This is a genomic window from Pseudomonas sp. P65(2024) (assembly GCF_057480955.1).
Map to the genome: position 1 here is coordinate 291,898 of NZ_JBLIYX010000002.1, position 21,443 is coordinate 313,340.

At 63.3% G+C, this 21,443-nt stretch carries 15 protein-coding genes and 2 pseudogenes; 9 read left to right on the forward strand and 8 right to left on the reverse strand.

The window, feature by feature from the left end:
* Positions 1-3: 3 nt before the first annotated feature.
* The 7 genes and pseudogenes from tatB (at position 4) to AC25MA_RS04105 (ending at position 5,979) form a co-directional block, all read left to right on the forward strand.
* Positions 4-372, forward strand: a complete 369-nt coding sequence (tatB, locus tag AC25MA_RS04075) for a Sec-independent protein translocase protein TatB (protein ID WP_028688375.1) — start codon at positions 4-6, stop codon at positions 370-372.
* Entirely contained in the window at positions 369-1,160 is a 792-nt protein-coding gene (tatC, locus tag AC25MA_RS04080; protein WP_062360244.1) for a twin-arginine translocase subunit TatC, read from the forward strand. Before tatB ends, tatC begins: the two co-directional genes overlap by 4 nt.
* Positions 1,157-1,864 (forward strand): 16S rRNA (uracil(1498)-N(3))-methyltransferase, encoded by a 708-nt coding sequence (locus tag AC25MA_RS04085; protein ID WP_062360246.1) that lies wholly within the window; start codon positions 1,157-1,159, stop codon positions 1,862-1,864. Before tatC ends, AC25MA_RS04085 begins: the two co-directional genes overlap by 4 nt.
* 99 nt (positions 1,865-1,963) lie before the next feature.
* Positions 1,964-3,025: pseudogene (locus tag AC25MA_RS04090) on the forward strand (methyl-accepting chemotaxis protein); the annotation flags it as partial.
* 141 nt (positions 3,026-3,166) lie between these two features.
* Positions 3,167-3,880 (forward strand): methyl-accepting chemotaxis protein, encoded by a 714-nt coding sequence (locus AC25MA_RS04095; RefSeq protein WP_410175749.1) that lies wholly within the window; start codon positions 3,167-3,169, stop codon positions 3,878-3,880.
* 155 nt (positions 3,881-4,035) lie between these two features.
* Positions 4,036-5,076 (forward strand): annotated as a pseudogene (locus tag AC25MA_RS04100) (methyl-accepting chemotaxis protein); the annotation flags it as partial.
* A 198-nt stretch (positions 5,077-5,274) separates the two neighbouring features.
* On the forward strand, positions 5,275-5,979 hold the full coding sequence (locus AC25MA_RS04105; protein WP_373875684.1) for a methyl-accepting chemotaxis protein: 705 nt from the start codon (positions 5,275-5,277) through the stop codon (positions 5,977-5,979).
* Here AC25MA_RS04105 and AC25MA_RS04110 read toward each other — a convergent pair.
* The 8 genes from AC25MA_RS04110 to pip form a co-directional block, all read right to left on the reverse strand.
* Positions 5,969-6,205, reverse strand: a complete 237-nt coding sequence (locus AC25MA_RS04110) for a hypothetical protein (RefSeq protein WP_463401627.1) — start codon at positions 6,203-6,205, stop codon at positions 5,969-5,971. The genes AC25MA_RS04105 and AC25MA_RS04110 overlap by 11 nt on opposite strands.
* 745 nt (positions 6,206-6,950) lie before the next feature.
* Positions 6,951-7,685, reverse strand: a complete 735-nt coding sequence (locus AC25MA_RS04115; protein WP_486971836.1) for an amino acid ABC transporter ATP-binding protein — start codon at positions 7,683-7,685, stop codon at positions 6,951-6,953.
* Entirely contained in the window at positions 7,678-8,640 is a 963-nt protein-coding gene (locus AC25MA_RS04120; protein ID WP_028688381.1) for an amino acid ABC transporter permease, read from the reverse strand. The genes AC25MA_RS04115 and AC25MA_RS04120 overlap by 8 nt, the downstream gene beginning before the upstream one ends.
* A 79-nt stretch (positions 8,641-8,719) precedes the next feature.
* Positions 8,720-9,517, reverse strand: a complete 798-nt coding sequence (locus tag AC25MA_RS04125; protein WP_028688382.1) for a transporter substrate-binding domain-containing protein — start codon at positions 9,515-9,517, stop codon at positions 8,720-8,722.
* Between the two features lie 262 nt (positions 9,518-9,779).
* Positions 9,780-12,353, reverse strand: a complete 2,574-nt coding sequence (gene mdoH, locus AC25MA_RS04130; RefSeq protein ID WP_028688383.1) for a glucans biosynthesis glucosyltransferase MdoH — start codon at positions 12,351-12,353, stop codon at positions 9,780-9,782.
* Positions 12,346-14,082, reverse strand: coding sequence for a glucan biosynthesis protein G (locus AC25MA_RS04135; RefSeq protein WP_083241983.1), 1,737 nt, complete (start codon positions 14,080-14,082; stop codon positions 12,346-12,348). Before AC25MA_RS04135 ends, mdoH begins: the two co-directional genes overlap by 8 nt.
* A 263-nt stretch (positions 14,083-14,345) precedes the next feature.
* Positions 14,346-14,783 carry a D-aminoacyl-tRNA deacylase gene (gene dtd / locus AC25MA_RS04140; protein ID WP_028688385.1) on the reverse strand — a complete coding sequence of 146 codons (438 nt, stop codon included), beginning with the start codon at positions 14,781-14,783 and terminating at the stop codon, positions 14,346-14,348.
* Positions 14,780-15,751, reverse strand: coding sequence for a prolyl aminopeptidase (gene pip / locus AC25MA_RS04145; protein WP_028688386.1), 972 nt, complete (start codon positions 15,749-15,751; stop codon positions 14,780-14,782). Before pip ends, dtd begins: the two co-directional genes overlap by 4 nt.
* A gap of 168 nt (positions 15,752-15,919) precedes the next feature.
* Here pip and AC25MA_RS04150 point away from each other — a divergent pair, with 168 nt between their 5' ends.
* Both AC25MA_RS04150 and AC25MA_RS04155 read left to right on the forward strand, forming a co-directional pair.
* On the forward strand, positions 15,920-16,303 hold the full coding sequence (locus AC25MA_RS04150) for a dermonecrotic toxin domain-containing protein (RefSeq protein ID WP_486971802.1): 384 nt from the start codon (positions 15,920-15,922) through the stop codon (positions 16,301-16,303).
* Positions 16,300-21,408, forward strand: coding sequence for a dermonecrotic toxin domain-containing protein (locus AC25MA_RS04155; protein ID WP_486971803.1), 5,109 nt, complete (start codon positions 16,300-16,302; stop codon positions 21,406-21,408). The genes AC25MA_RS04150 and AC25MA_RS04155 overlap by 4 nt, the downstream gene beginning before the upstream one ends.
* Positions 21,409-21,443: the final 35 nt, after the last annotated feature.

Below are 21,443 nucleotides of genomic sequence, written 5' to 3' on the forward strand. Positions count from 1 at the left end.
CCCATGTTCGGCATCAGTTTCAGCGAGCTGCTGCTCGTCGGCCTGGTCGCCCTGCTGGTGCTCGGTCCCGAGCGCCTGCCGGGGGCCGCGCGCACCGCGGGCCTGTGGATCGGCCGCCTCAAGCGCAGCTTCAACGCGATCAAGATGGAGGTCGAGCGCGAGATCGGCGCCGACGACATCCGCCGCCAGTTGCACAACGAGCACATCCTGCAGATGGAGCAGGAGGCCAAGCGCATCCTCAACCCGCTGACGCCACCGGCGCAGCCGCCGACCAGCGCTGAAACGCCCGCCACACCCGCCGTCGAAGCCGCCCCCGCGCAGCCGACCGCGACGCCACCCTCCGAGCCGCCCCAACCGCCACGAGCCCCATGAGCGAGAATCCGGAACATGACCAGCCGATGCCGCTGGTCTCGCACCTGACCGAACTGCGCACCCGCCTGCTGCGCTGCGTCGCCGCCATCTTCCTGATCTTCGCCGGGCTGTTCTCCTTCGCCCAGCAGATCTACACCCTGGTCTCGGCGCCGCTGCGCGCGCACCTGCCGGCCAACGCGACGATGATCGCCACCGACGTGGCCTCGCCGTTCCTGACGCCGTTCAAGCTGACCATGATCGTCTCGCTGTTCCTGGCGATCCCGTTCATCCTGCAGCAGATCTGGGGCTTCATCGCTCCGGGCCTGTACCGCCACGAAAAGCGCATCGCCATCCCGCTGCTGGTATCGAGCATCGTCCTGTTCTATGCCGGCATGGCCTTCGCCTACTTCCTGGTGTTCCCGCTGATCTTCGGCTTCTTCGCCAGCGCCACCCCCGAGGGCGTGTCGATGATGACCGACATTTCCAGCTACCTCGACTTCGTCATGACCCTGTTCTTCGCCTTCGGCGTCGCCTTCGAGATCCCGGTGGCGGTGGTACTGCTGGTGTGGATCGGCGTGGTCGACGTGCAGTACCTGAAGAAGATCCGTCCGTACGTGATCATCGGCTGCTTCGTGGTCGGCATGATCCTCACCCCGCCGGACATCTTCTCCCAGACCCTGCTGGCCGTGCCCATGTGGATGCTGTTCGAGGTCGGCGTGCTGTGCGGCAGCCTGATCCGCAAGCGCAGCCACGAGCCGGACGAAGCGAACAACGACCACAACGACCAGCCACCTGCGACCCAACCGTGAACTTGTTGCTTCTTGAAGAGGCCGACTTCGTGTCGGCGGACCGTGTCGTCCTGGCCGATCGCCGCTTCACCCACATGCAGGAGATCCACCGCGTGGCGGTGGGCGACAGCCTGCGCGTCGGGCGCATCGGCGGCCTGATGGGCAAGGCCGAGGTCATCCGCCTCGAAGGCCATGAGGCCGAACTGCGGGTGGCCTTCGACCAGCCGCCGCCGGCCAAGCTGCCGCTGACCCTGGTGCTGGCCGTGCCGCGGCCAAAGATGTTGCGTCGGCTGTTCCAGACGGTCGCCACCCTGGGCGTGCCGCGGCTGATCCTGGTCAACAGCTACAAGGTCGAGAAGAGCTTCTGGCAGACGCCGTTTCTGCAGTCCGAGACCATCCGCGAAAACCTCATTCTCGGCCTGGAGCAAGCCCGTGACACGGTGCTGCCGGAAGTGATCATCGAGAAGCGCTTCAAGCCCTTCGTCGAAGACCGCCTGCCCGCCATCGCCGAAGGCTCCTTGGGCCTGGTCGGCCACCCCGGCCCCTACCCTGCCTGCCCGCGCGCCGTGGAAGGCCCGGTGACCCTGGCGATCGGCCCCGAAGGCGGCTGGATCCCCTACGAGGTCGAGCTGCTCGGCAAGGCCGGCCTGGCCCCGGTGCAGCTGGGCGATCGCATCCTGCGGGTGGAAACGGCGGTCACCGCCCTGCTCTCGCGAATTTTCTGACGCAATAGTCAAGTTTTTGCCATCAAGTTTCCCCGCCCCGCGCCGATGGCCTGTGCAACAGAACAATAATCCGCACTGCCACGCGCCGGGGAGTCGTCTATGTACCGTTGGTTTGCCCAGTCACTGGGAAATGTAAGCGTCAATCGCAAGTTGGGGATCGGCTTCGGCCTGGTATTGCTGCTCACCCTCGGCATCACCTTCACCGGCTGGCTGGGCATCGACAGCGTCACCAGCCGTGGCGACAAGCTCGGCAACATCTCGGTGATCCACCAGTACACCCAGGACCTGCGCCTGGCCCGCCTGGGCTATGAGCGCAACCGAGACGACGCCGCCGTGGCGGAACTGGAAAAAGCCCTGGCCAACCTCGAGCGCCAGGTGCAGTTCATGCTCGGCCAGATCGAGCTACCCGCCGACCGCCAGCGCCTGGACAAGCAGCAGGACGCCGTGCGCCAGTACCAGCAGGCCTTCACCGAACTCAAGCAGGCCGGCCTGCGCCGCGAGGCCAGCCGCGCCACTTTGGGCGACAGCGCCGACAAGGCCGCCGAGCTGATCGCCAAGGTCCAGCAGCGCCTGCTGCAGGGCGGCGATATCCAGCAGTACCAGGAGGTGGTGCAGGTCGCCGCCCTGTTGCAGCAGGCACGCTTCCAGGTGCGCGGCTACACCTACAGCGGCAAGGCCGAGTTCCAGCAGACCGCGCTCGGCGCCATCGACCAGGCCATGACCGTACTCAAGGCCCTGCCAGGCAAGCTTCCGGGCGAATTCGCCGCCAGCCTCGACGACGCCGCCAGCGCACTGGCCGCCTACCGCGACGCGGTGAACCAGTTCGGCAACGCCCAGACGGCCAGTGAGCAGGCGCTGGCGCGCATGGCCGCGCAAGGCCAGGTGCTGCTGTCCGCCAGCCAGGAAATGACCGTCTCGCAAACCACCGTGCGCGACCAGGGCACCCAGCAGGCCAAGACCCTGCTGGCCGGCGCCACCGCCCTGGCGCTGCTGCTGGGGGTGCTGGCCGCCTTCGCCATCACCCGGCAGATCATCGTGCCGCTGCGCCAGACCCTCGCCGCCGCCGAGCGCGTGGCCGGCGGCGACCTGCGCCAGGACCTCAAGGCCGATCGGCGCGACGAACTGGGCCAGCTGCAGGCCAGCATGCAGCGCATGACCCAGGGCCTGCGTGAGCTCATCGGGGGCATTGGTGACGGCGTGACGCAGATCGCCAGCGCCGCCGAGGAACTGTCGGCGGTCACCGAGCAGACCAGCGCCGGGGTCAACAACCAGAAGGTCGAGACCGACCAGGTCGCCACTGCCATGAACGAGATGGCCGCCACCGTCCAGGAAGTGGCGCGCAACGCCGAGCAAGCCTCGGAAGCGGCGCTGATGGCCGACCAGCAGGCCCGCGAGGGTGACAAGGTGGTGGGCGAGGCGATCAGCCAGATCGAGCGCCTGGCCGGCGAGGTGGTCAACTCCAGCGAAGCGATGAGCCAGCTCAAGGCCGAGAGCGACAAGATCGGCAGCGTGCTGGATGTGATCAAGTCGGTGGCCCAGCAGACCAACCTGCTGGCGCTCAACGCCGCCATCGAGGCCGCCCGCGCTGGCGAAGCGGGCCGTGGCTTCGCCGTGGTCGCCGACGAGGTGCGCAGCCTGGCCCAGCGCACCCAGCAGTCCACCGAGGAGATCGAGGAACTGATCGCCAGCCTGCAGAACGGCACCGAGCGCGTGGCCAGCGTCATGGACAGCAGCCGCGCCCTGACCGACAGCAGCGTCGAGCTGACCCGCCGCGCTGGCGACTCGCTGGGCACCATCACCCGCACCGTGTCGTCGATCCAGTCGATGAACCAGCAGATCGCCACCGCCGCCGAACAGCAGAGCGCCGTGGCCGAAGAGATCAACCGCAGCGTGATGAACGTGCGCGACATCTCCGACCAGACCTCGGCAGCCAGCGAGGAGACCGCCAGCTCCAGCGTCGAGCTGGCCCGCCTGGGAACGCACCTGCAGGGCCTGGTGGGGCGTTTCAGGCTCTAATTCGCGGCTTGCGGGCTGTAGGCACTACCCTTCAGCCCGCAGAGAATTTTCCTACTCAATTTGCAGGTCCAGTCCGACGGACTTCCGGCCGATGAGCAAAGGCCATGGCGGCAATCTGCTGCCATGGCCTTTTCTCAATCGGACGGAGACCTGCCATGTTCGGATACCTTGACCGCCAACTCGGCAACCTCGGCGTCGGGCTCAAGCTCACCCTGGGTTTCGCCGTGGTGCTGCTGCTCACCCTGGCCACCACACTCAGCGGCTGGCGTGCGCTGGACGGCGCCATCGAGCGCTCGGAACAACTGAGCGACATCGGCCAACTCAACGATCTGACCCGTGACCTGCGCGCCGAGCGCATCACCTACCGGGTACTCGCCGACGACGTCAGCAGGACACGCATCGCGACCATCCTGGAACAGTTGCACGACCGCCTGACCCTGCTGCAGCAACGCAGCGGCCTCGATTCGTCGCGACAGATGCTGAGCCAGAAGCTGCAGTTGCTGCAGCGCCTGAAAGGCGACTTCGCCACCTTACAAAGTACCGTGGACAGCCGCGAAGGCTTGCACGCGGCGATGCAGGCGCAGTCTGGCGTGCTCGAAACCGTGATCGACGAACTGCAGACCCAAGCCCTGCTGAAGCTGTCGGGCGACGGCTTGCAGAGCAGCGTGGTCGGTCTCATGGACACTCTGGGCCGCCATATCGAGTCCGCCAGCCAGCAAAGCCTGGTGCCAGCCTATGCCTTCTCACCCCGGGACAGCTTTGCCAGCATGGGCGATGACGCGCTGCAGGCGGCGAATGCCAGCCTTGGCCAGTTGCTGCGGGCAATCACCGCGCTGGAACTGCCCGGCACATTGACCCAGCGCCCACAGGTGGAACTGGACCGCTACCGCGACGTCCTGCACCAATATCGCGAGGCCGCGCTCAAGGTCGAGCAGTTGCAGGACGGCATGGAGAAAATGGGTGACGAGCTGCAGACCGTAAGCGTTGAACTGAGCGAGCGCAAAGTCGAGCAGCGCGACAACGAGGCCCTGGCCGACCGTTCGCTGCTGACCAGCGTGGCTGTGCTAGCACTGGTGTTCGGCATCCTCGCTGCCTGGCTGATCACCCGGCAGGTCACCCAGCCCCTGCGCCAGGTGCTGGCCCAGGCCGCGCGTATCGCCCGTGGCGACCTCAGCCAGGTACAGACGGTGCAGCGCCGCGACGAGATGGGGCAGCTGCAGGCCAGCATGCGCGAGATGACCTTGAGCCTGCGCGAGCTGCTCGGCGGCATCGACCAGGGTGTCGGCCAACTGTCCAGAGCCGCGACGGCGCTGGCCGGCGCCAGCGTGGACACCCGCGAGCGAATCGGCCAGCAGCGCGAGGAGACCGACCAGGTGGCCACGGCCATGAACCAGATGAGCGCCACGGTGCAGGAGGTCGCGCAAAATGCCGAGCAGGCCTCCCAGGCGGCCACCACCGCCGACCGCCAGGCACAGCTGGGTGATCAGGTTGTGGCCGAGGCGATTGCCCGCATCGAGCAGTTGGCGAGGCAGATGGACCACTGCCTCACGGCTATGGGTCACCTGGCCGGTGAAAGCCAGCGTATCGGTTCGATTCTCGATGTGATCAAGTCGGTGTCCGAGCAGACCAACCTGCTGGCGCTCAACGCCGCCATCGAGGCAGCCCGGGCCGGCGAGGCCGGGCGCGGTTTCGCCGTGGTGGCCGACGAGGTGCGCGGCCTGGCCCAGCGCACGCAGCAGTCGACCGAAGAGATCGAGCTGCTGATCGACAGCCTGCACCGCGGCACCGACGAGGTGACCGGCCTTCTGGACGACAGCAAGCGCCTGACCGGGCAAAGCGTCGAACTCAGCCGCAAGGCTGGCGCTGCGCTGGGGCAGATTACCGAGACGGTGTCGACGATCCAGGGGATGAACCAGCAGATTGCCACGGCCAGTGAGCAGCAGAGCGTGGTGGCCGAGCAGATCAACCGAAACGTGATCAATGTACGTGATGTTTCGGAACAGACGCGGGCGGCCAGTGAACAGACTGCGGTTTCGAGTGGGGAGTTGGAGCAGTTGGGGCAGCAGTTGCGGGGCATGGTGGGAAGGTTCAATCTCTAAGCCTTGCAGGCGCGCCCAGATCGCCAGGACCTGAAACCAGACCGACGGCTTTGGCTTTGGCTTTGGCTTTGGCTTTGGCTTTGGCTTTGGCTTTGGCTTTGGCTTTGGCGATCAGAAGATTAACACCACAGCCCACTAGCGACAGCTGCGTCAGCCCAGGCGCCGCCCGTACCTTCGCGACTTCAGGAGGCCGAACGCAGGCCTTGCGGAGGGAGGTGACGGGCATGGATGCCCGTCAAGCGCTGGGGCCCAGGATGGGCCCTGCAGCGCGGTCCTCCCGGGAGCAAGGCCGGAGTGAGGGGACCCGGAGCGCAGCGGAGGGCCGGATGAATGGAGCGCAGCGTTTTTTGGTTACTTTTTGTCGCGTTTGACAAAAAGTGACTCGCCGTAAGGGCGAAAAGGTGACTATGCGTCGATATCGTAAATGAATGCGCTTACAACAATAGAAACCGACGCCGACCGTCTTTGACTTTGACTTTGACTTTGACTTTGACTTTGAGAGAGTGTGTTTTGAAAGTTATATGCGCATTCATTTGCGATATCGACGCATAGTCACCTTTTCGCCTTTACGGCGACCTACTTTTGCTCTTGGGCAAAAGTAGGCAAAAACCGCTGGCTCCATTCATACGGCCCCTACGCTTCGCTCCGGGGTCCCCTCGCTCCGTTCTTGCTCCCGGGAGGACCGCGCTGAACGCCCCATCCTGGGGCGCAGCGCTTGACGGGCATCCATGCCCGTCACCTCCCTCCGCAAGAACTCCGCTCGGCCTCCTGAAGTCGCAATTAGCGGCGTCTGAACTATCGCGCACTTAGAAGCAAGATCAAGATCAAGATCAAGATCAAGAAATGAGCATTCTTTGATTGGAAGGTGGTGGTATTTCGACAGTCAGGCCTCTCGCCAATATATAGCAAGAGGCCTGAACAGTTTTGATCACATACATTTGCACCCACGGTTTACGCAGGTCTAAACACAATCACAAAACTTGCCGCAAGAACGCCTGCGCCCGCAAATCCTTCGGCGCAGCAAAGAATTCCTGCGGCGGCGAATCTTCCAGCAACTTCCCGTGGTCAAAGAACAACACCCGATCCGCCACTTCCCGGGCAAAGCCCATCTCGTGCGTCACGCAGACCATGGTCATGCCTTCCTGGGCAAGGGTCTTCATCACATCCAGCACCTCCCCGACCATCTCCGGATCGAGCGCCGAGGTCGGTTCGTCGAACAGCATCACCTTCGGGTCCATCGCCAGGGCCCGGGCGATGGCCACCCGCTGCTGCTGGCCACCGGAGAGCCGCGACGGGTACTCGTTGGCCTTCTGCGCGATACCGACCTTTTCCAGCAACGCCCGGGCCTTGGCCTCGCGCTCGGCCTTGTTGCGCTTGCGCACCACCTTCTGCGCCAGGCACAGGTTCTCCAGCACGGTCATGTGCGGGAACAGGTTGAAATGCTGGAACACCATGCCGACTTCTCGGCGATAGGCGTTGATATCGCTCTTCGGGTCGTCCAGCTGCAAACCGCCGATGGACACATGGCCCTCGTCGAAATGCTCCAGGCCGTTCAGGCAGCGCAGGAAGGTCGACTTGCCCGAGCCCGACGGCCCCAGCACCACCACCACCTCGCCCTTGGCGACCTGGGTGGTGACGTTGTCCACCGCGCGCACCACCTGGCCCCGGGTGTCGAAGACTTTCAGCAGGTCACGGACTTCAATCACTTTGCGCAAGCCTCCGCTCGAGCCGGCTGGCGATGTGCGACAGCGGCAGGTTGATCAGCAGGTACAGGCCCGCCACGCAGAACCAGATCTCGAAGGTCGAGAACGAGGTGGTGATGGCCTCGCGGCCGCTCTTGGTCAGCTCGGTGATGGCGATCACCGACACCAGCGAGGTGTCCTTAACCAGGCTGATGAACTGCCCGGCCAGCGGCGGCAGCACGCGCTTGAACGCCTGCGGCAGGATCACATGACGCATCGACTGGGCGCCGTTCAGGCCCAGCGATCGCGCCGCCTCGTTCTGCCCCTTGGCGATCGACTGCACGCCGGCACGGACGATCTCGGCCACGTAGGCGCCGGTGAACAGCGCCAGCGCCGCCACCCCGGCGAACTCGCGGGACAGGTTGAGCACGGTACCGATGAAGAAGTAGAAGATGAAGATCTGCACCAGCAGCGGCGTGCCACGCACCAGCTCGACATAGACGGTGGAAAGATCACGCAAGGTCGGGTTGTTCGACAGCCGGCACAGCCCGGCGAACAGGCCGATCACCAGGCCCAGGGCGCCGGAGATCACCGAGATCCACAGCGTCGTCCACAGCCCCCAGGCCAAGGGGCCGGCGGCCCAGTGGCGGGTGACGCCGATGGCATCGCCCTCGGCGACGTCGTCGCCGCGGGCCAGCAGCATGCTGTCCTTGGCCACTTCGACGACCTGGTTGTCGCCGTTCTCGTCCTTCAGGGTGACCCGGGCATTGTCGCCGGACACCACGATTTCCTCGACCGTGCCGGGGTTGGTGGCACGCTGGGTTTCCTCGGCCTTGTAGGCGAAGTATTGCGGAACGCGGTTCCAGCGCCACTCATAGGAAATCATCGAGGTGGCCAGGTACAGGCTGAACGCCAGGCCCACCAGGACCAGCGCGGTCAGCCCATGCCAGGGCCACTGTGCTTTCTTGTGTTTGATCACGTGGGGTACTTCCGTAAAAGCGAAACGCGCAGGGCTTGCCTGCGCGTCGAGGTCAGTGCCTGGGGTTTTGGCCCGGGCCTTATTCCATTTCCTTCAGCCAGTCCTTGCTCTTGAACCACTTGTCGTGAATACGATCGTAGGTCCCGTCATGCTTGATCTGGTGCAGGAAGTTGTTGATGTAGTTGATGCTGTCGTAGTCGCCTTTCTTCAGGCCGAAGGCCAGCGGCTCGTAGGTGAAGGGCTCTTCCAGGAACACCAGCTTGCCGGCGCCGGCCTTCTCCACCGCCACCACGTTGTACGGCGAGTCGTAGACGAAGGCGTCGGCCTTGCCGTTGACCACGTCCATCACCCCTTCCTGCTCGTTGTCGTAGCCGTGGTACTTGGCCTTGCTGATCAGCTTCTTCGCGACCATCTCGCCGGTGGTGCCAAGCTTGGAAGTGAGGCGGTACTTCTCGTTGTTCAGGTCCTTGTACGACTTGATCTCGCCCGCCAGCTCCTTGCGGATCAGCAGGGTCTGGCCAACCACGATGAAGGGTTCACTGAAGTTCAGGCGCAGGTTGCGTTCCTGGGTCAGGGTCATGCCGCTGCCGATGAAGTCGAACTTGTCGGTCATCAGGGCCGGGATGATGCCGTCGTAGGCGGTGGAAACCATCTCCAGCTTGACGCCCATGGACTTGGCCATGGCCTTGAGGATGTCGACCTCGAAGCCGATGATCTCACCGCGCTTGTTGGTCATTTCGAACGGCATGTAGGTCGGGTCCATGCCCACGCGCAGGGTGCCACGCTTGACCGCGTCGTCGATGGCGCCGGCCTGGGCGGCGGTCACCGCGATCAGGGCGGTCGCACCTACCAGCAGTCGCGACAGGTATTTCTTAATCATCACCAAGTCCCCTAGCAAGAAGTACGCAGATTTTTTCTTGTAAGCACGGTCCGACAGACCGATGCGCAATATCGGGACGGATGCTAACGCATGCGCGGCGCAGGACCTAGAGCCGGGGGGGACTTTGTTGGCCAAAAGATGGCGAAGAACGAGGGCTTTGCCCTCGTATCGCCGGCAAGCCGGCTCTCACAAGGATAGTGTTGCACCTGTGGGAGCCGGCTTGCCGGCGAACGGGCCGCGAAGCGGCCCCAAGGAAGGGTCAGGCGCCGGCCAAGGCTGGCTGGGCCACGTTCTCCGGATGCAGCGGCAGCAGCGGCGAGTGCGGATCGTTGGCGATGGACGCCCGCCACACATCGATCCACGCCGTGTTGTGCCCGGCCCACACCTGCTCGTGCAGACGCGATAGCGCCACCGGATCGCTGAGCAGCGCCAGGCGGGTGTTCAGGTCCAGGCCTTTCGGGCCGACTTCCAGTGCCTTGCCCACGCGCTCGGCGCGCAGCGCCTCGATCGGAGCCGCCTGGCCGTGACGCGCAGTGGCCATGGCACAGGCCAGGGCGTTCTGGCGCGGGTCGACCACGGCACGGACGAAACCGTCATGCAGGGCGTGCCAGCGGTTCTCGTGGGTGTACTGGTCGGTCGCCAGCAGCTCTTGCGGCGTTGCATATTCCTCGGGGATGAGGAACAGCTTCTCGTCCTTGGCCGCCAGGCCCAGGCGCGTGCGGCTGGAAATTACCGACACCGGGATCGACAGCACCAGCGAGCCGACGATCGGCGCCAGCCACCACAGGAAGCTCGGGTTCAGCCAGGCCACCAGGCCAGCCCAGGCGATGCCCAGCAGGGTCTGCGGACCATGGCGACGTACCGCCTCGCTCCACGGAGTCGAGTCGTCGTCACGCTGCGGCGAGTTCCAGGTCGCGGCCCAGCCGAGGAACGCGGCCAGCACGAAGCGGGTGTGGAAGATCATCCGCACCGGCGCCAGCAGCATGGAGAACAGCATCTCCATCAGCATCGACAGGGTGACCTTGATGCGCCCGCCAAATTCGGTGGCGCCTTTGGCCCAGATCAGGATGACGCTGAGCAGCTTGGGCAGGAACAGCAGCACGATGGTGGTGGAGAACAGCGCGATGGCTTTCTCCGGGTGCCACTGCGGCCACAGCGGGTAAAGCTGGAACGGCTCGATGAAGTACTGCGGCTCCATCAGGGTGTTGGTCGCCAGCAGCGCCGTCGACAGCACCAGGAACAGGAACCACAGCGGCGCCGACAGGTACGACATCACCCCGGTGAGGAACACCGCGCGGTGCACCGGGTGCATGCCCTTGACCAGGAACAGGCGGAAGTTCATCAGGTTGCCGTGGCACCAGCGGCGGTCGCGCTTGAGTTCGTCGAGCAGGTTCGGCGGCAGCTCTTCGTAGCTGCCCGGCAGGTCATAGGCGATCCACACGCCCCAACCGGCACGGCGCATCAGCGCGGCTTCGACGAAGTCGTGGGAGAGGATCGCACCAGCAAACGCACCTTTGCCCGGCAACGGCGCCAGGGCGCAGTGCTCGATGAACGGTTTCATGCGGATGATCGCGTTGTGGCCCCAATAGTGCGACTCGCCCAGCTGCCAGAAGTGCAGGCCGGCGGTAAACAGCGGGCCGTACACGCGGGTGGCGAACTGCTGCATGCGCGCATACAGGGTGTCCATGCCCGAGGCTTTCGGCCCGGTCTGGATGATACCGGCGTCCGGGTTGGCCTCCATCAGGCGCACCAGGCTGCTCAGGCACTCGCCACTCATGACGCTGTCGGCGTCGAGCACGACCATGTACTTGTATTCGCCGCCCCAGCGACGGCAGAAGTCGTCGAGGTTGCCGCTCTTGCGCTTCACCCGGCGCCGGCGGCGGCGGTAGAAGATGCGGCCGAAGCCCTTGGTTTCACGGCACACGTCGAGCCAGGCCTGCTGCTCGGCGACGGCGATATCGGTGTCGTTGGTGTCGCTGAGCACGAAGAAATCGAAGCGGTCGAGGTTGCCGCTGGCGGCCACCGATTCGAAGGTGGCGCGCAGGCCGGCGAACACCCGTGGCACGTCTTCGTTGCAGATCGGCATCACCAGCGCGGTGCGCGCCTCGGGCGCGATCGGCTCGTTGCCGGCGCTGCTGCCGGAAATCTTGTACTTGTCACGCCCGGTGAGCAGCTCGAGGAAGCCCATCAGGGCGGTCCAGAAGCCCGCCGACACCCAGCAGAACAGGATGCCGAACAGGACCAGGATGGAGGTCTGCAGCGCATACGGCCACACCTGCACCACCGTGTCCCACAACGGCTGGTTGAGGATCTCGTCGAGATCGACGAACGACCAGCCCTGGTAAGGCAGGATGCCCTTCATGTACCAGCCGGCGACGAGGGTCTGGCCGATCATCAGGGTCAGCAGGATGTAACGGCGGATCGAACCGACCGTGCGCCAGCGCGCCGGCGGCAGCTCGCGCTTGGGCGGCTGCGGGGCGTTGGTGCGGCCGGTCATGCGGCGCCACATGCGGATCAGGATGTTGGTGCGCCAAGGCTCGGGCACGACCTTGGTACGCTTGATCGGCGGGGCGATCTTCAGGCACAGCCGCCCACCGGCATCGACGCCGAGCATCTCGGCGTCTTCCAGTTCGGCGGCGCTGCCGACGGTAAGACGGGCGCCCACCGAAGCCTGGGCGGCCTCGGTGGTGCCGGCGGCCGGTTGGGCCGCCAGGTGTTGGTGCAGCTCGCTGAAGGAGGTGCAGCGGGCAAGTTCCGCACGCTGCTCGTCGCTCAGGGGAAGGTGGGCCAGGTATTCGCTCAGCGATTCCGGCCTTGCGCTTGAGTTACTCATCGGCAGGCAACTGATAGCTCCAGGTCTCGGTCAGCACTTTCTCGGTGGTGGCCGGGGTCCCGTTGGTGGATGCCGCATCGGCGGCGGGTTGCTCGGCAGCCTTCTCGGCCTTGGCTTTCTCGGCCTTGGCGTGAGCGTGCTTGGCCGCGGCCTTGTCCTGCTTGGCATCCTTGGCCGGCTTGGGCTGCTCGACCGGAACGTCACGCAGCAGCGCGGCACGCATCTCGGTGGATTTCTTCGGATCCTGCACCTTCAGGCGCAGGGTCAGGCGCCAGCCTTTGGTTTCCGGGTTGTAACGCAGGTTGTTCTCGACCACTTCGGCGTTGTCGCCAACGCTGACCTGACTGCGCACGGCGGTGTCGGCCGGCAGGCTGGCAAGGTTCGGGCCGATGAAGTCGACCAGGAAGGCGATGGTGCCATCGGGCTGACGGATCAGGTTGGACTGCTTGACGTCGCCGGTGGAACGCAAGGTCTGCTTGACCCAGCCCAGCTCAGGCGAGTGCAGCTGGTCTTCCTTGATGGTCCAGCGCAGGCGGTAGTCGTACTCGAACGGCTTGCCTACCTCCGGCAGTTTTTCCGGACTCCAGAAGGCCACGATGTTGTCGTTGGTCTCGTCGGCGGTCGGGATCTCGACCAGGTCGACAGTGCCCTTGCCCCAGTCACCCTTCGGCTCGATCCAGGCGCTCGGGCGCTTCTCGTATTCGTCGTCGAGGTCTTCGTAGTCGCTGAAGTCGCGCTGGCGCTGCAGCAGGCCGAAACCACGCGGGTTCTCGACACTGAAGTTGCTCACGGCCAAGTGTTTGGGGTTGTTCAGCGGACGCCACAGCCATTCGCCGTTGCCGGCGTGAATCGACAGGCCTTCGGAATCGTGCAGGGCCGGACGGTAGTTCATGACCTTGGACGGCTGGTTGGGGCCGAACAGGTACATGCTGGTCAGCGGGGCGATGCCCAGGCGGCTGACGTTGTCACGCAGGTAGACCCGCGACTTGACGTCGACCAGGGTATCCTCGCCCGGACGCAGGGTCAGCTTGTAGGCGCCGGTGGAGCGCGGCGAGTCGAGCAGTGCGTAGATCACCAGGTGCTTGTCATTCGGCTTGGGTTTTTCGATCCAGAACTCGCGAAAGCGCGGGAACTCCTCGCCGGACGGCAGCGCGGTGTCGATGGCCAGGCCACGGGCCGACAGGCCGTAGCGGTGGCCCTTGCCGACCACGCGGAAATAGCTGGCGCCAAGCAGAGTCATGATCTCATCTTGCTTGTCGGCCTTGTTGATCGGGTAGAGCACGCGGAAACCGGCGTAGCCGAGGTTCTTGGTGGCGTCGGCGTCGTGCGGCACGTCACCGAACTCGAAGCGGCTCGGGTCGTACTTGATTTCCCTGACCTTGTTGGCGGTGATCTCGTTGATGGTCACCGGCGTGTCGAAATGCATGCCCTGGTGGTAGAACGAGAGCTTGAACGGCGTCTTGTCCTTGGCCCACTCGGCCTTTTCCTGCAGGAAGCGGATCTTCTGGTAGTCGGCGTACTTCATGTCGCGGAACACCGGCGGCAGGTTGCTCTTCGGTGCCTCGAACTTCTGACCGGCCAGATCCTTTGCCTTGGCTGCAACATCGTCCAGATTGAATGCCCACAGCTGGCCCGCGCTCATCAGGCCGACCAGCGCCACGCCGGCCAGCATGGCCTTGCGCAGCCGGGTACCGGGGATTCTAGGTGCAATACAGGGGCTTACAATCACGAGCAATCCTCGCCGAAAACAGATCATGAAACCAACGGCCAGCGACCAATGCCGGGTTGGCGAGCACTGTTCGGACCCCGTGAGGGCCTAATGATTCCCCAAACGGATCCTGACAATGCTCGAGTCAAAGTGAAACGAACCTGCGAACGCAGGTTCATGCAGCGCGCGATTATCCAGCAGGTCGCGTTACAACGCATCAGGCTGAACAAACTATTTATCGTACAAAACCCCTTGTTTTTCGACAAACAAAGGGTTTTTTGACCTCATATTTGTAACATAAATGTTACCGGGCCATCATTGACCAGATGCACCTGCATGTCGGCACCGAAGCGACCACTGGCCACAACCGCGTGCTGACCCTGTGCCTGGCGCAGCAGATAGTCGAACAGTTCGGCGCCGAGGGCCGGTGGCGCAGCCGTCGAAAAGCTCGGGCGCATGCCGTTGCGGGTGTCGGCGGCCAGGGTGAACTGCGACACCAGCAGCAGGCCACCACCGACATCCTTGAGCGAACGGTTCATCTTGCCCTGTTCGTCGCTGAACACCCGGTAGTTCAGCAGTTTGTGCAACAGCTTGTCGGCATGCTCAGGCGAATCTTCAGGCTCGACCGCCACCAGCGCCAGCAACCCCTGGTCGATGGCGCCGACGATTTCCCCCGCCACCTCAACCCGGGCGCCGCGCACGCGCTGGATCAGCCCCTTCATGCTTCTTCCAGGGGCAGGTCGAGCAGGCGTCGGGCCATCTGGTCGGCGGCGCGCACCAGGGCATCGGTGATGCCGGGCTCGGAGGCGGCGTGGCCGGCGTCGCGGATCACCTTCAGCTCGCTGTTCGGCCAGGCCTGGTGCAGCTCCCAGGCGTTGTCCAGCGGGCAGATCACGTCGTAGCGACCATGCACGATCACCGCCGGCAAGTGGGCGATCTTCGGCATGTCGCGAATCAGTTGGTCCTGCTCGAGGAAGGCGTTGTTGGTGAAGTAGTGGCATTCGATGCGAGCAATCGACAGGGCGCGCTGCGGCTCGGAGAAGCGGTCGACCACCAGCGGGTTCGGACGCAGGGTCGCGGTGCGGCCCTCCCAGGTGGACCAGGCCTTGGCAGCATGCATCTGGGCGATCTGGTCGTTACCAGTCAGGCGCTTGTGGAAGGCCTTGACCAGGTCGCCGCGCTCTTCTGCCGGGATCGGCGCGATGTAGTCCTGCCAATAGTCGGGGAACAGGCGGCTGGCGCCTTCCTGGTAGAACCAGGTGATCTCCTGCGGGCGACACAGGAAGATGCCGCGCAGGATCAGGCCGTGCACGCGATCGGGGTGCTTCTGGGCGTAGGCCAGGGCCAGCGTGGAGCCCCAGGAGCCGCCGAACAGCACCCATTTCTCGATGCCGAGGTGCTCGCGGATGCGCTCCAGGTCCTCGACCAGGTGCCAGGTGGTGTTGTTCTCCAGGCTCGCATGGGGCGTGGAGCGACCGCAGCCGCGCTGATCGAAGGTGACGATGCGGTACAGGTTGGGGTCGAAGTAGCAACGGCTCTGGGCATCACAGCCCGCGCCCGGACCGCCGTGGATGAACACCACGGGCAGACCTTCCGGCGAGCCGCTCTCATCGACATACAGCACATGCGGCGCTTCCACGGCCAGATCGTGCCGGGCGTAGGGTTTGATCTGCGGGTAGAGGGTCTGCATCGCGCACTCCGTGTGAGGTTTGGTTCGGCCGTGGGCCATCATAAACCTGAATTGCGCTTTGAGCACCGTCCTCTCGGACACCACCGCGAGCCGGGCACATACATTTACCTCCAACACGCCAGCCAACTCATCGATAGTCCCTTGCCCCATACCTAGCAAGGGCCCACCATGCCACCCCCCTCCACAACTTCGTCCAGCGCTCATTACACTGCCATCGAGCGCAAGATCCCCGCCTGGCTCAAGCAAGCCCCGCCAGACACCCATCGCGCCATGCGCAATTGGCAGCAGGCCCCAGCTTGGCTGACCGCAGCAATCCGGCGGCTACCGGAAATTGCCAAAGCGTGGCAGGAGGAACATGCCCGCCACCGTGAACACCAGGCACAGGTGCAGAAACTGTTCGAACAACTACCCGACCTGCAAGCCTACGCCGCCCAGCGACTGACTGAAGCCATCAAGCAGCGGTTCGGGCTCGACCTGGATGTGCACAACACACACTTGGTCGATGCACGCCTGATCGACCCTACCAATACAAGCGACGCGCGCATGCCGTGAACCAGGCTACACGCTCGTTGCTGCAAAGTGCCCTGCACAACTTTGACCAGTACACCGCTGCCGAACATGGGATGAACGCACCCAAGGCACTGCTGAAGAAGTCCGTCATCCTCGATCACCGGCGCTTCATGGGCACCGTGCCGATCACCAATGCCGTGGATATCGCCGCCGAAGACTTCGCCGACCTGTGCCGTACGCTGGACATCGGCGGCAAGTATCACCAACTGGTGCATGCGATCTATTACCCTGCGGCCACGACGCAGCTCAGCGCCGATGAAGCCAAGCTGTCCGTTTACCAGACCCTGGGGCAAGCAGAGGTCTCGGCCTTCCGGCAGTCTTTACATTTCGCCCGCCTCAAAGGCGATATCAGCGAACCGCTGTACACCGCAGCCCTTGCCGTCCCGCTTGACCAGCCGCTATCGGCGGCCTCGCAGGTGACGTTCAGCTATCTCTACCTGTGGGAAACGCAGCTGACCGGGATTGTGCTCATGACCTTTCAGGCCAAAGGGCATCAGGCCGTGGCCCTGTACAACCCAGAGGACAGCGCAGAGCCCCTCAAGGAATTTACAACCCTGGAGGCCTTGCAGGCCGACTTGCGCGACCGGCTCCAGGCCAACATCAGCTACCTGGACAAACACATCGCCGACCGTGACAAAGCGTCGACGATATCTCGTCTCAAGGACCGGTTCACGCCCATCACCTGGAGTGCCCGCGGGGTACTTGAGGGTGTCCCTGACCCACATGCCACCCTGTATCCGGTTGCCGAGCCTTTCAGCCACGCGTTCCAAGGCGCCATGGCGTTTCAGAAAGCCCAACGCCATGAAAAAGATGCGTTGTTCAACGCCATCCCGACTGAAATCGTCGACCGGCGCACCGCCCAGGCTCACCGGAAAATGATCGCCGGCCGCGTGCTGACGGCCCTGAACATCGCCGGTTTCTTCGTGCCCGGACTGGGCGAGGTGATGCTTGCCGTCTGCGTGACCCAGCTAGCCCATGAGGTATACGAAGGCATCGAGGCCTGGAAAAACGACGAACGCGAAAAAGCCTTCACCTACATGGTCGATGTGATCGAAAACGTGGCGATCATGGCCGTACTGAGCGCGGCAGCCAAAGCGACGAGAACAGAAGTCGGCGAAACAGGCGCCGCGCTGGAAGAGCCCGAGGTAGAACATATTGCTGTGACAACGCCCTCCTTCATCGAGGAACTGGTGGAGGTTGAGCTACCGGATGGCAGTACGCGCTTGTGGAAGAAGGACCTGACTCCCTTTGCACAAGACATCGCGTTTCCCTCACAGGCCAAACCAGATGAGCTCGGGCTGTACCGCCAGGATGGGAAGATCTGGTTACGCCTTGAAGGCAAGGCATTTTCACTCAAATGGAATGCGGATAGAGGCACCTACAGCATCGAACACCCCAGCAAGGCTGGCGGTTATCAGCCATCGCTACGACATAATGGGGCCGGGGCCTGGTTGCAAGTAACCGATCAGCCACTGAGCTGGTCGGGCGGCGCCCTGTTACGCCGTATCGGTCATTTGAACAACCACTTCGACGAGCCAACGCTACAACGGATACTCGCCGTAAGCGACACCCACGAAGACGTACTGCGCCGGGTCTTGGCCGAGAACCAGCGGCTGCCGGCCTTGCTGGAAGACACGATGCAACGCTTCAAGCTTGACGAAACCATCCGCCAGCTACCTGACGCAAGCACCTGGCCAACGGAGTATTCCAGAGCTTACGCCCGCCTACCGAGCAATCTGGCGCCGGGAGCCGAGACCATACAGCGGGTGTATCCGAACCTGCCGGTCCCCGTAATCGCTGAGCTGGAACGCGGCGCTAGCGCCAGCGAACGGCAAATGCTTGGCAGCGGCAAGATACCCATACGCCTTGGAGAGGAAATCCGCGTCTACCTGCAACACATTCGCCTGGCCCGCGCCTGCGAAGGGCTGTACCTGTCCGGGGTGCCAAACTGGGACAGTGACCGACTGATCCTGCACACGCTTGAGCGACTACCAGGCTGGCCGGCCGAGACAAAACTGCAAGTGCTGCAGCGCATGTCCTGGCCTGCCCAGTCGCAGAGCATCGGCCCCCAGGACACGCGCCCCTACCAGACCATCACTCATGCCGAGGCAGGCTACATCGTTCACGATAAAAGCCGCCCGAGTGCAGGGCTCACGGCATACGCTGACCTTTACTCAGCGATATATCAAGCGCTGCCAAAGGCCATGACGCAGTTGCGTGTCGCAGATCGGCAAGCATTAAAGCACCTGGTACAGGCCCTCCCCTTGCTGCCCCGCTCGACCTTGAGGACGTTTCTGGGCATGCAACCAGTGCTCCCTGGCTACCGTTCGCCCATGCGCCTGGCCGATGGGCGCCTGGGCTATCCGCTGAGCGGGGGTGGCCCTGCAACACAAGGCATTACCCACCAGCGCCTGATCGACGCTGTCGAAGCAACAGGCCTTGCCACACACACTGGGCTTTCGGCGGATCAGGTACTGTTTTCGCTTGCCAATCGCGGACGTACGCAATTGCAGACGCTCGAACACCTGCAGGTGCTGCTGGAGCAGCGCAATGAATTGCAAAGCAGGCTGGCTGACTGGAGCGAGGCCTTTTCCCCCGTGACAGAGCAAGCTGCACAGGACTACAGCCGCCTGCGCGAGTCAATCATGCAACACTGGTATGACACCGCTCTGGATGAAAGCGGCGAGCACACGGCTGAGCTCCGCATCACGCGGGTTTCCTTGGCCGATGTCCCCCTGACCTTGCCCGATTTCTTCTACCGTCGCATACGCAGTTTGAGCCTGGTCGATCTACCGTCAGGCAGCCTCGCCGGCTGGGCACAGCACGAACGCTTGCTGCAACGCCTGCTCAGGTTGATGCCGCAGATCGAATCACTTGAAATCAGCCGGCCGTACAACCCCAGAGCTACACCGTCCTTATTCCTTCTCGCTGTCCCTTCCATCACCGAGCGCTTGCCCGAGCTGCAAAGACTGGTGCTAACCAACCAGAACATCGCGCTCTCCGAAAACGACCTCAATCAGTTGGCAGCATTGCGCCAGTTGAGGTACCTGAATCTGAGTGGCAACCGCCTGGCCCAGAACAACAGCCCTAGCTTCCATCAGCTGTCTCTGGATTTCCTGGGCCTGGATAACATGCAACTGACGCAGTGGCCTATCGGGATTGGCAGTGATGCCCTGAGACGCATCACCCACCTGTCCCTGCGCAACAACAACCTCAGGTCATTGCCATCGTTCCTGCTCAATGAAGCAGACGCCCTGCCAAGCCCGACGGTGATTGCACTCGAAGACAACCCAATCAATGAAACCCATTTGCAGCGTTTGCTGTTGAACGAGTGGGCCGGGACAGCCGGTATCACCGTGGATGTGTCCGCGGCGCTCACCGACCGGCTTGCACGCATCCGCGATGAGCGCCAGCAGATGCGCGACGCGATCGACGGCTGGGCCCAGGCGTCCAGTTCGCGCAACCCGCTGACACCCGCAGCGTTGGCGGACAGGCAGCGTATCCAGGCAGCGATCGGCCGATTCTGGGAACAGCAGGAACAGGGCCAGCAATACCTTCGCTTGCAATTGGAGGATGTGGCTGTCGAACACTTCCCCAGACGGCTTCCGGCATTTTTTGAAGAACGCGTTCGGGCGCTCTTCCTGACCCGCACGAGCGGCGCCGCTTCAGAGGTCGCTAAACTGCTCAGCCGTTTCCCCAACGTCACCCGGCTGACCATTGATACGCATCAGGCGGCCACTTCTTCTCTGGCGTCTGCCTTGGCACACCTTCCCCAACTCAACTACCTGGAAATGCGCAACATGGGCCTGGAAGTCGATCAAGCGATGCTGGAAGTCTTCGCAGGGCTGGAGCACCTGACCTCGCTGGACCTCTCAGGCAACCGCGTGGGGACCATCAGGCAGGTTCCCGCGCAGCTGTCCAGCAACCTGCAATCACTCGCGCTGACCAACATGGACCTGCAAGCCTGGCCCAGCTGGTGCGACAGTTTGCTGCCGCTGGAGCTGCTGGACTTGAGTTCCAACAGCATCACCCAGTTGCCAGAGCACATCCTCTCGAACCTGGGCAACTCCATGCCTATTTCTTCGATTGCCTTGTTCGACAACCCTTTGCCACTGGAAACCATTCTTCGGGTGCGTGCGCTCTCGGACAGCCAGCACAGTTATTCCTTCGCCCTGGATATCCCGGACAACCTGATGCTTGACGACTCATCGAGCGAAGGCTCACTGGATCACCCTCACTTCCCGCTACTGGGCGACGATAAACCCAGGCTTGAAGACTGGATGCTTGGCAACGATGCGCAGAACGAGGCCTTGCGCGACTGCTGGGACATGCTCGAAGGCAGCGACCTGCTGCGCCTGGCAGGCCGTTTGCGCAATGCTGCGCCCTACGTCGACCCGAACACACAAGCCAGCTTCTGCGAGCGCGTGCGCATGATGCTGGTGGTAGCCGCAAGCAACCAGGATGAGCGCCCGCTCATGGAAAATATTGCCGCAGCCGCATTGCCCGACCCTGAAACAGGCTCGCAGACTTGCCACGATGGCGCATTGCAGGAGTTCAACAATATCGAGTTGTACCTGATGGGGCAGCGCCTGATCATCGAGGCTGGCGATACCTTGCAAACGTTACGCCGGCGTCTATTGCAGCTGTTCAGGATCGAACAGCTGGAGAAACTGGCCAGCCAGCGATCCGGCCCGGGTGACCGGGTTTCGGTGCGACTGGCCTACCGGCGGGAGCTGGCCAAGGAACTTGACCTTCCACTTGCCGACAGCATGCGTTTTCGAAGTGCCGCGAATCTGGCGCCTAATGAATTGTCGCAAGTGCTGGAAAACGTTCGCAAAAGTGAACTGAGCGATGCTCTGGTCGACTATATGTTGGCAAATACGGACTGGGTTGCACGCCTGCGAGCCGAACATGCCGACCGCTTCGCTGAAATTGAAACCCGTTTCCGCCAGCACGTGCTTGAGCTGGCCAACAAGGATCATTCGCTTGGGGAGGAGCTAAGCCTGCAACAGAGATTGCAAAATGATAGGGATCTGGAGGAGCAGGAGCTGTTGCGTGAGCTCACAATAGCGCAGATCAACAACTGATTAACTGCTTGAACTGGCGACGCACATGGCCCGCG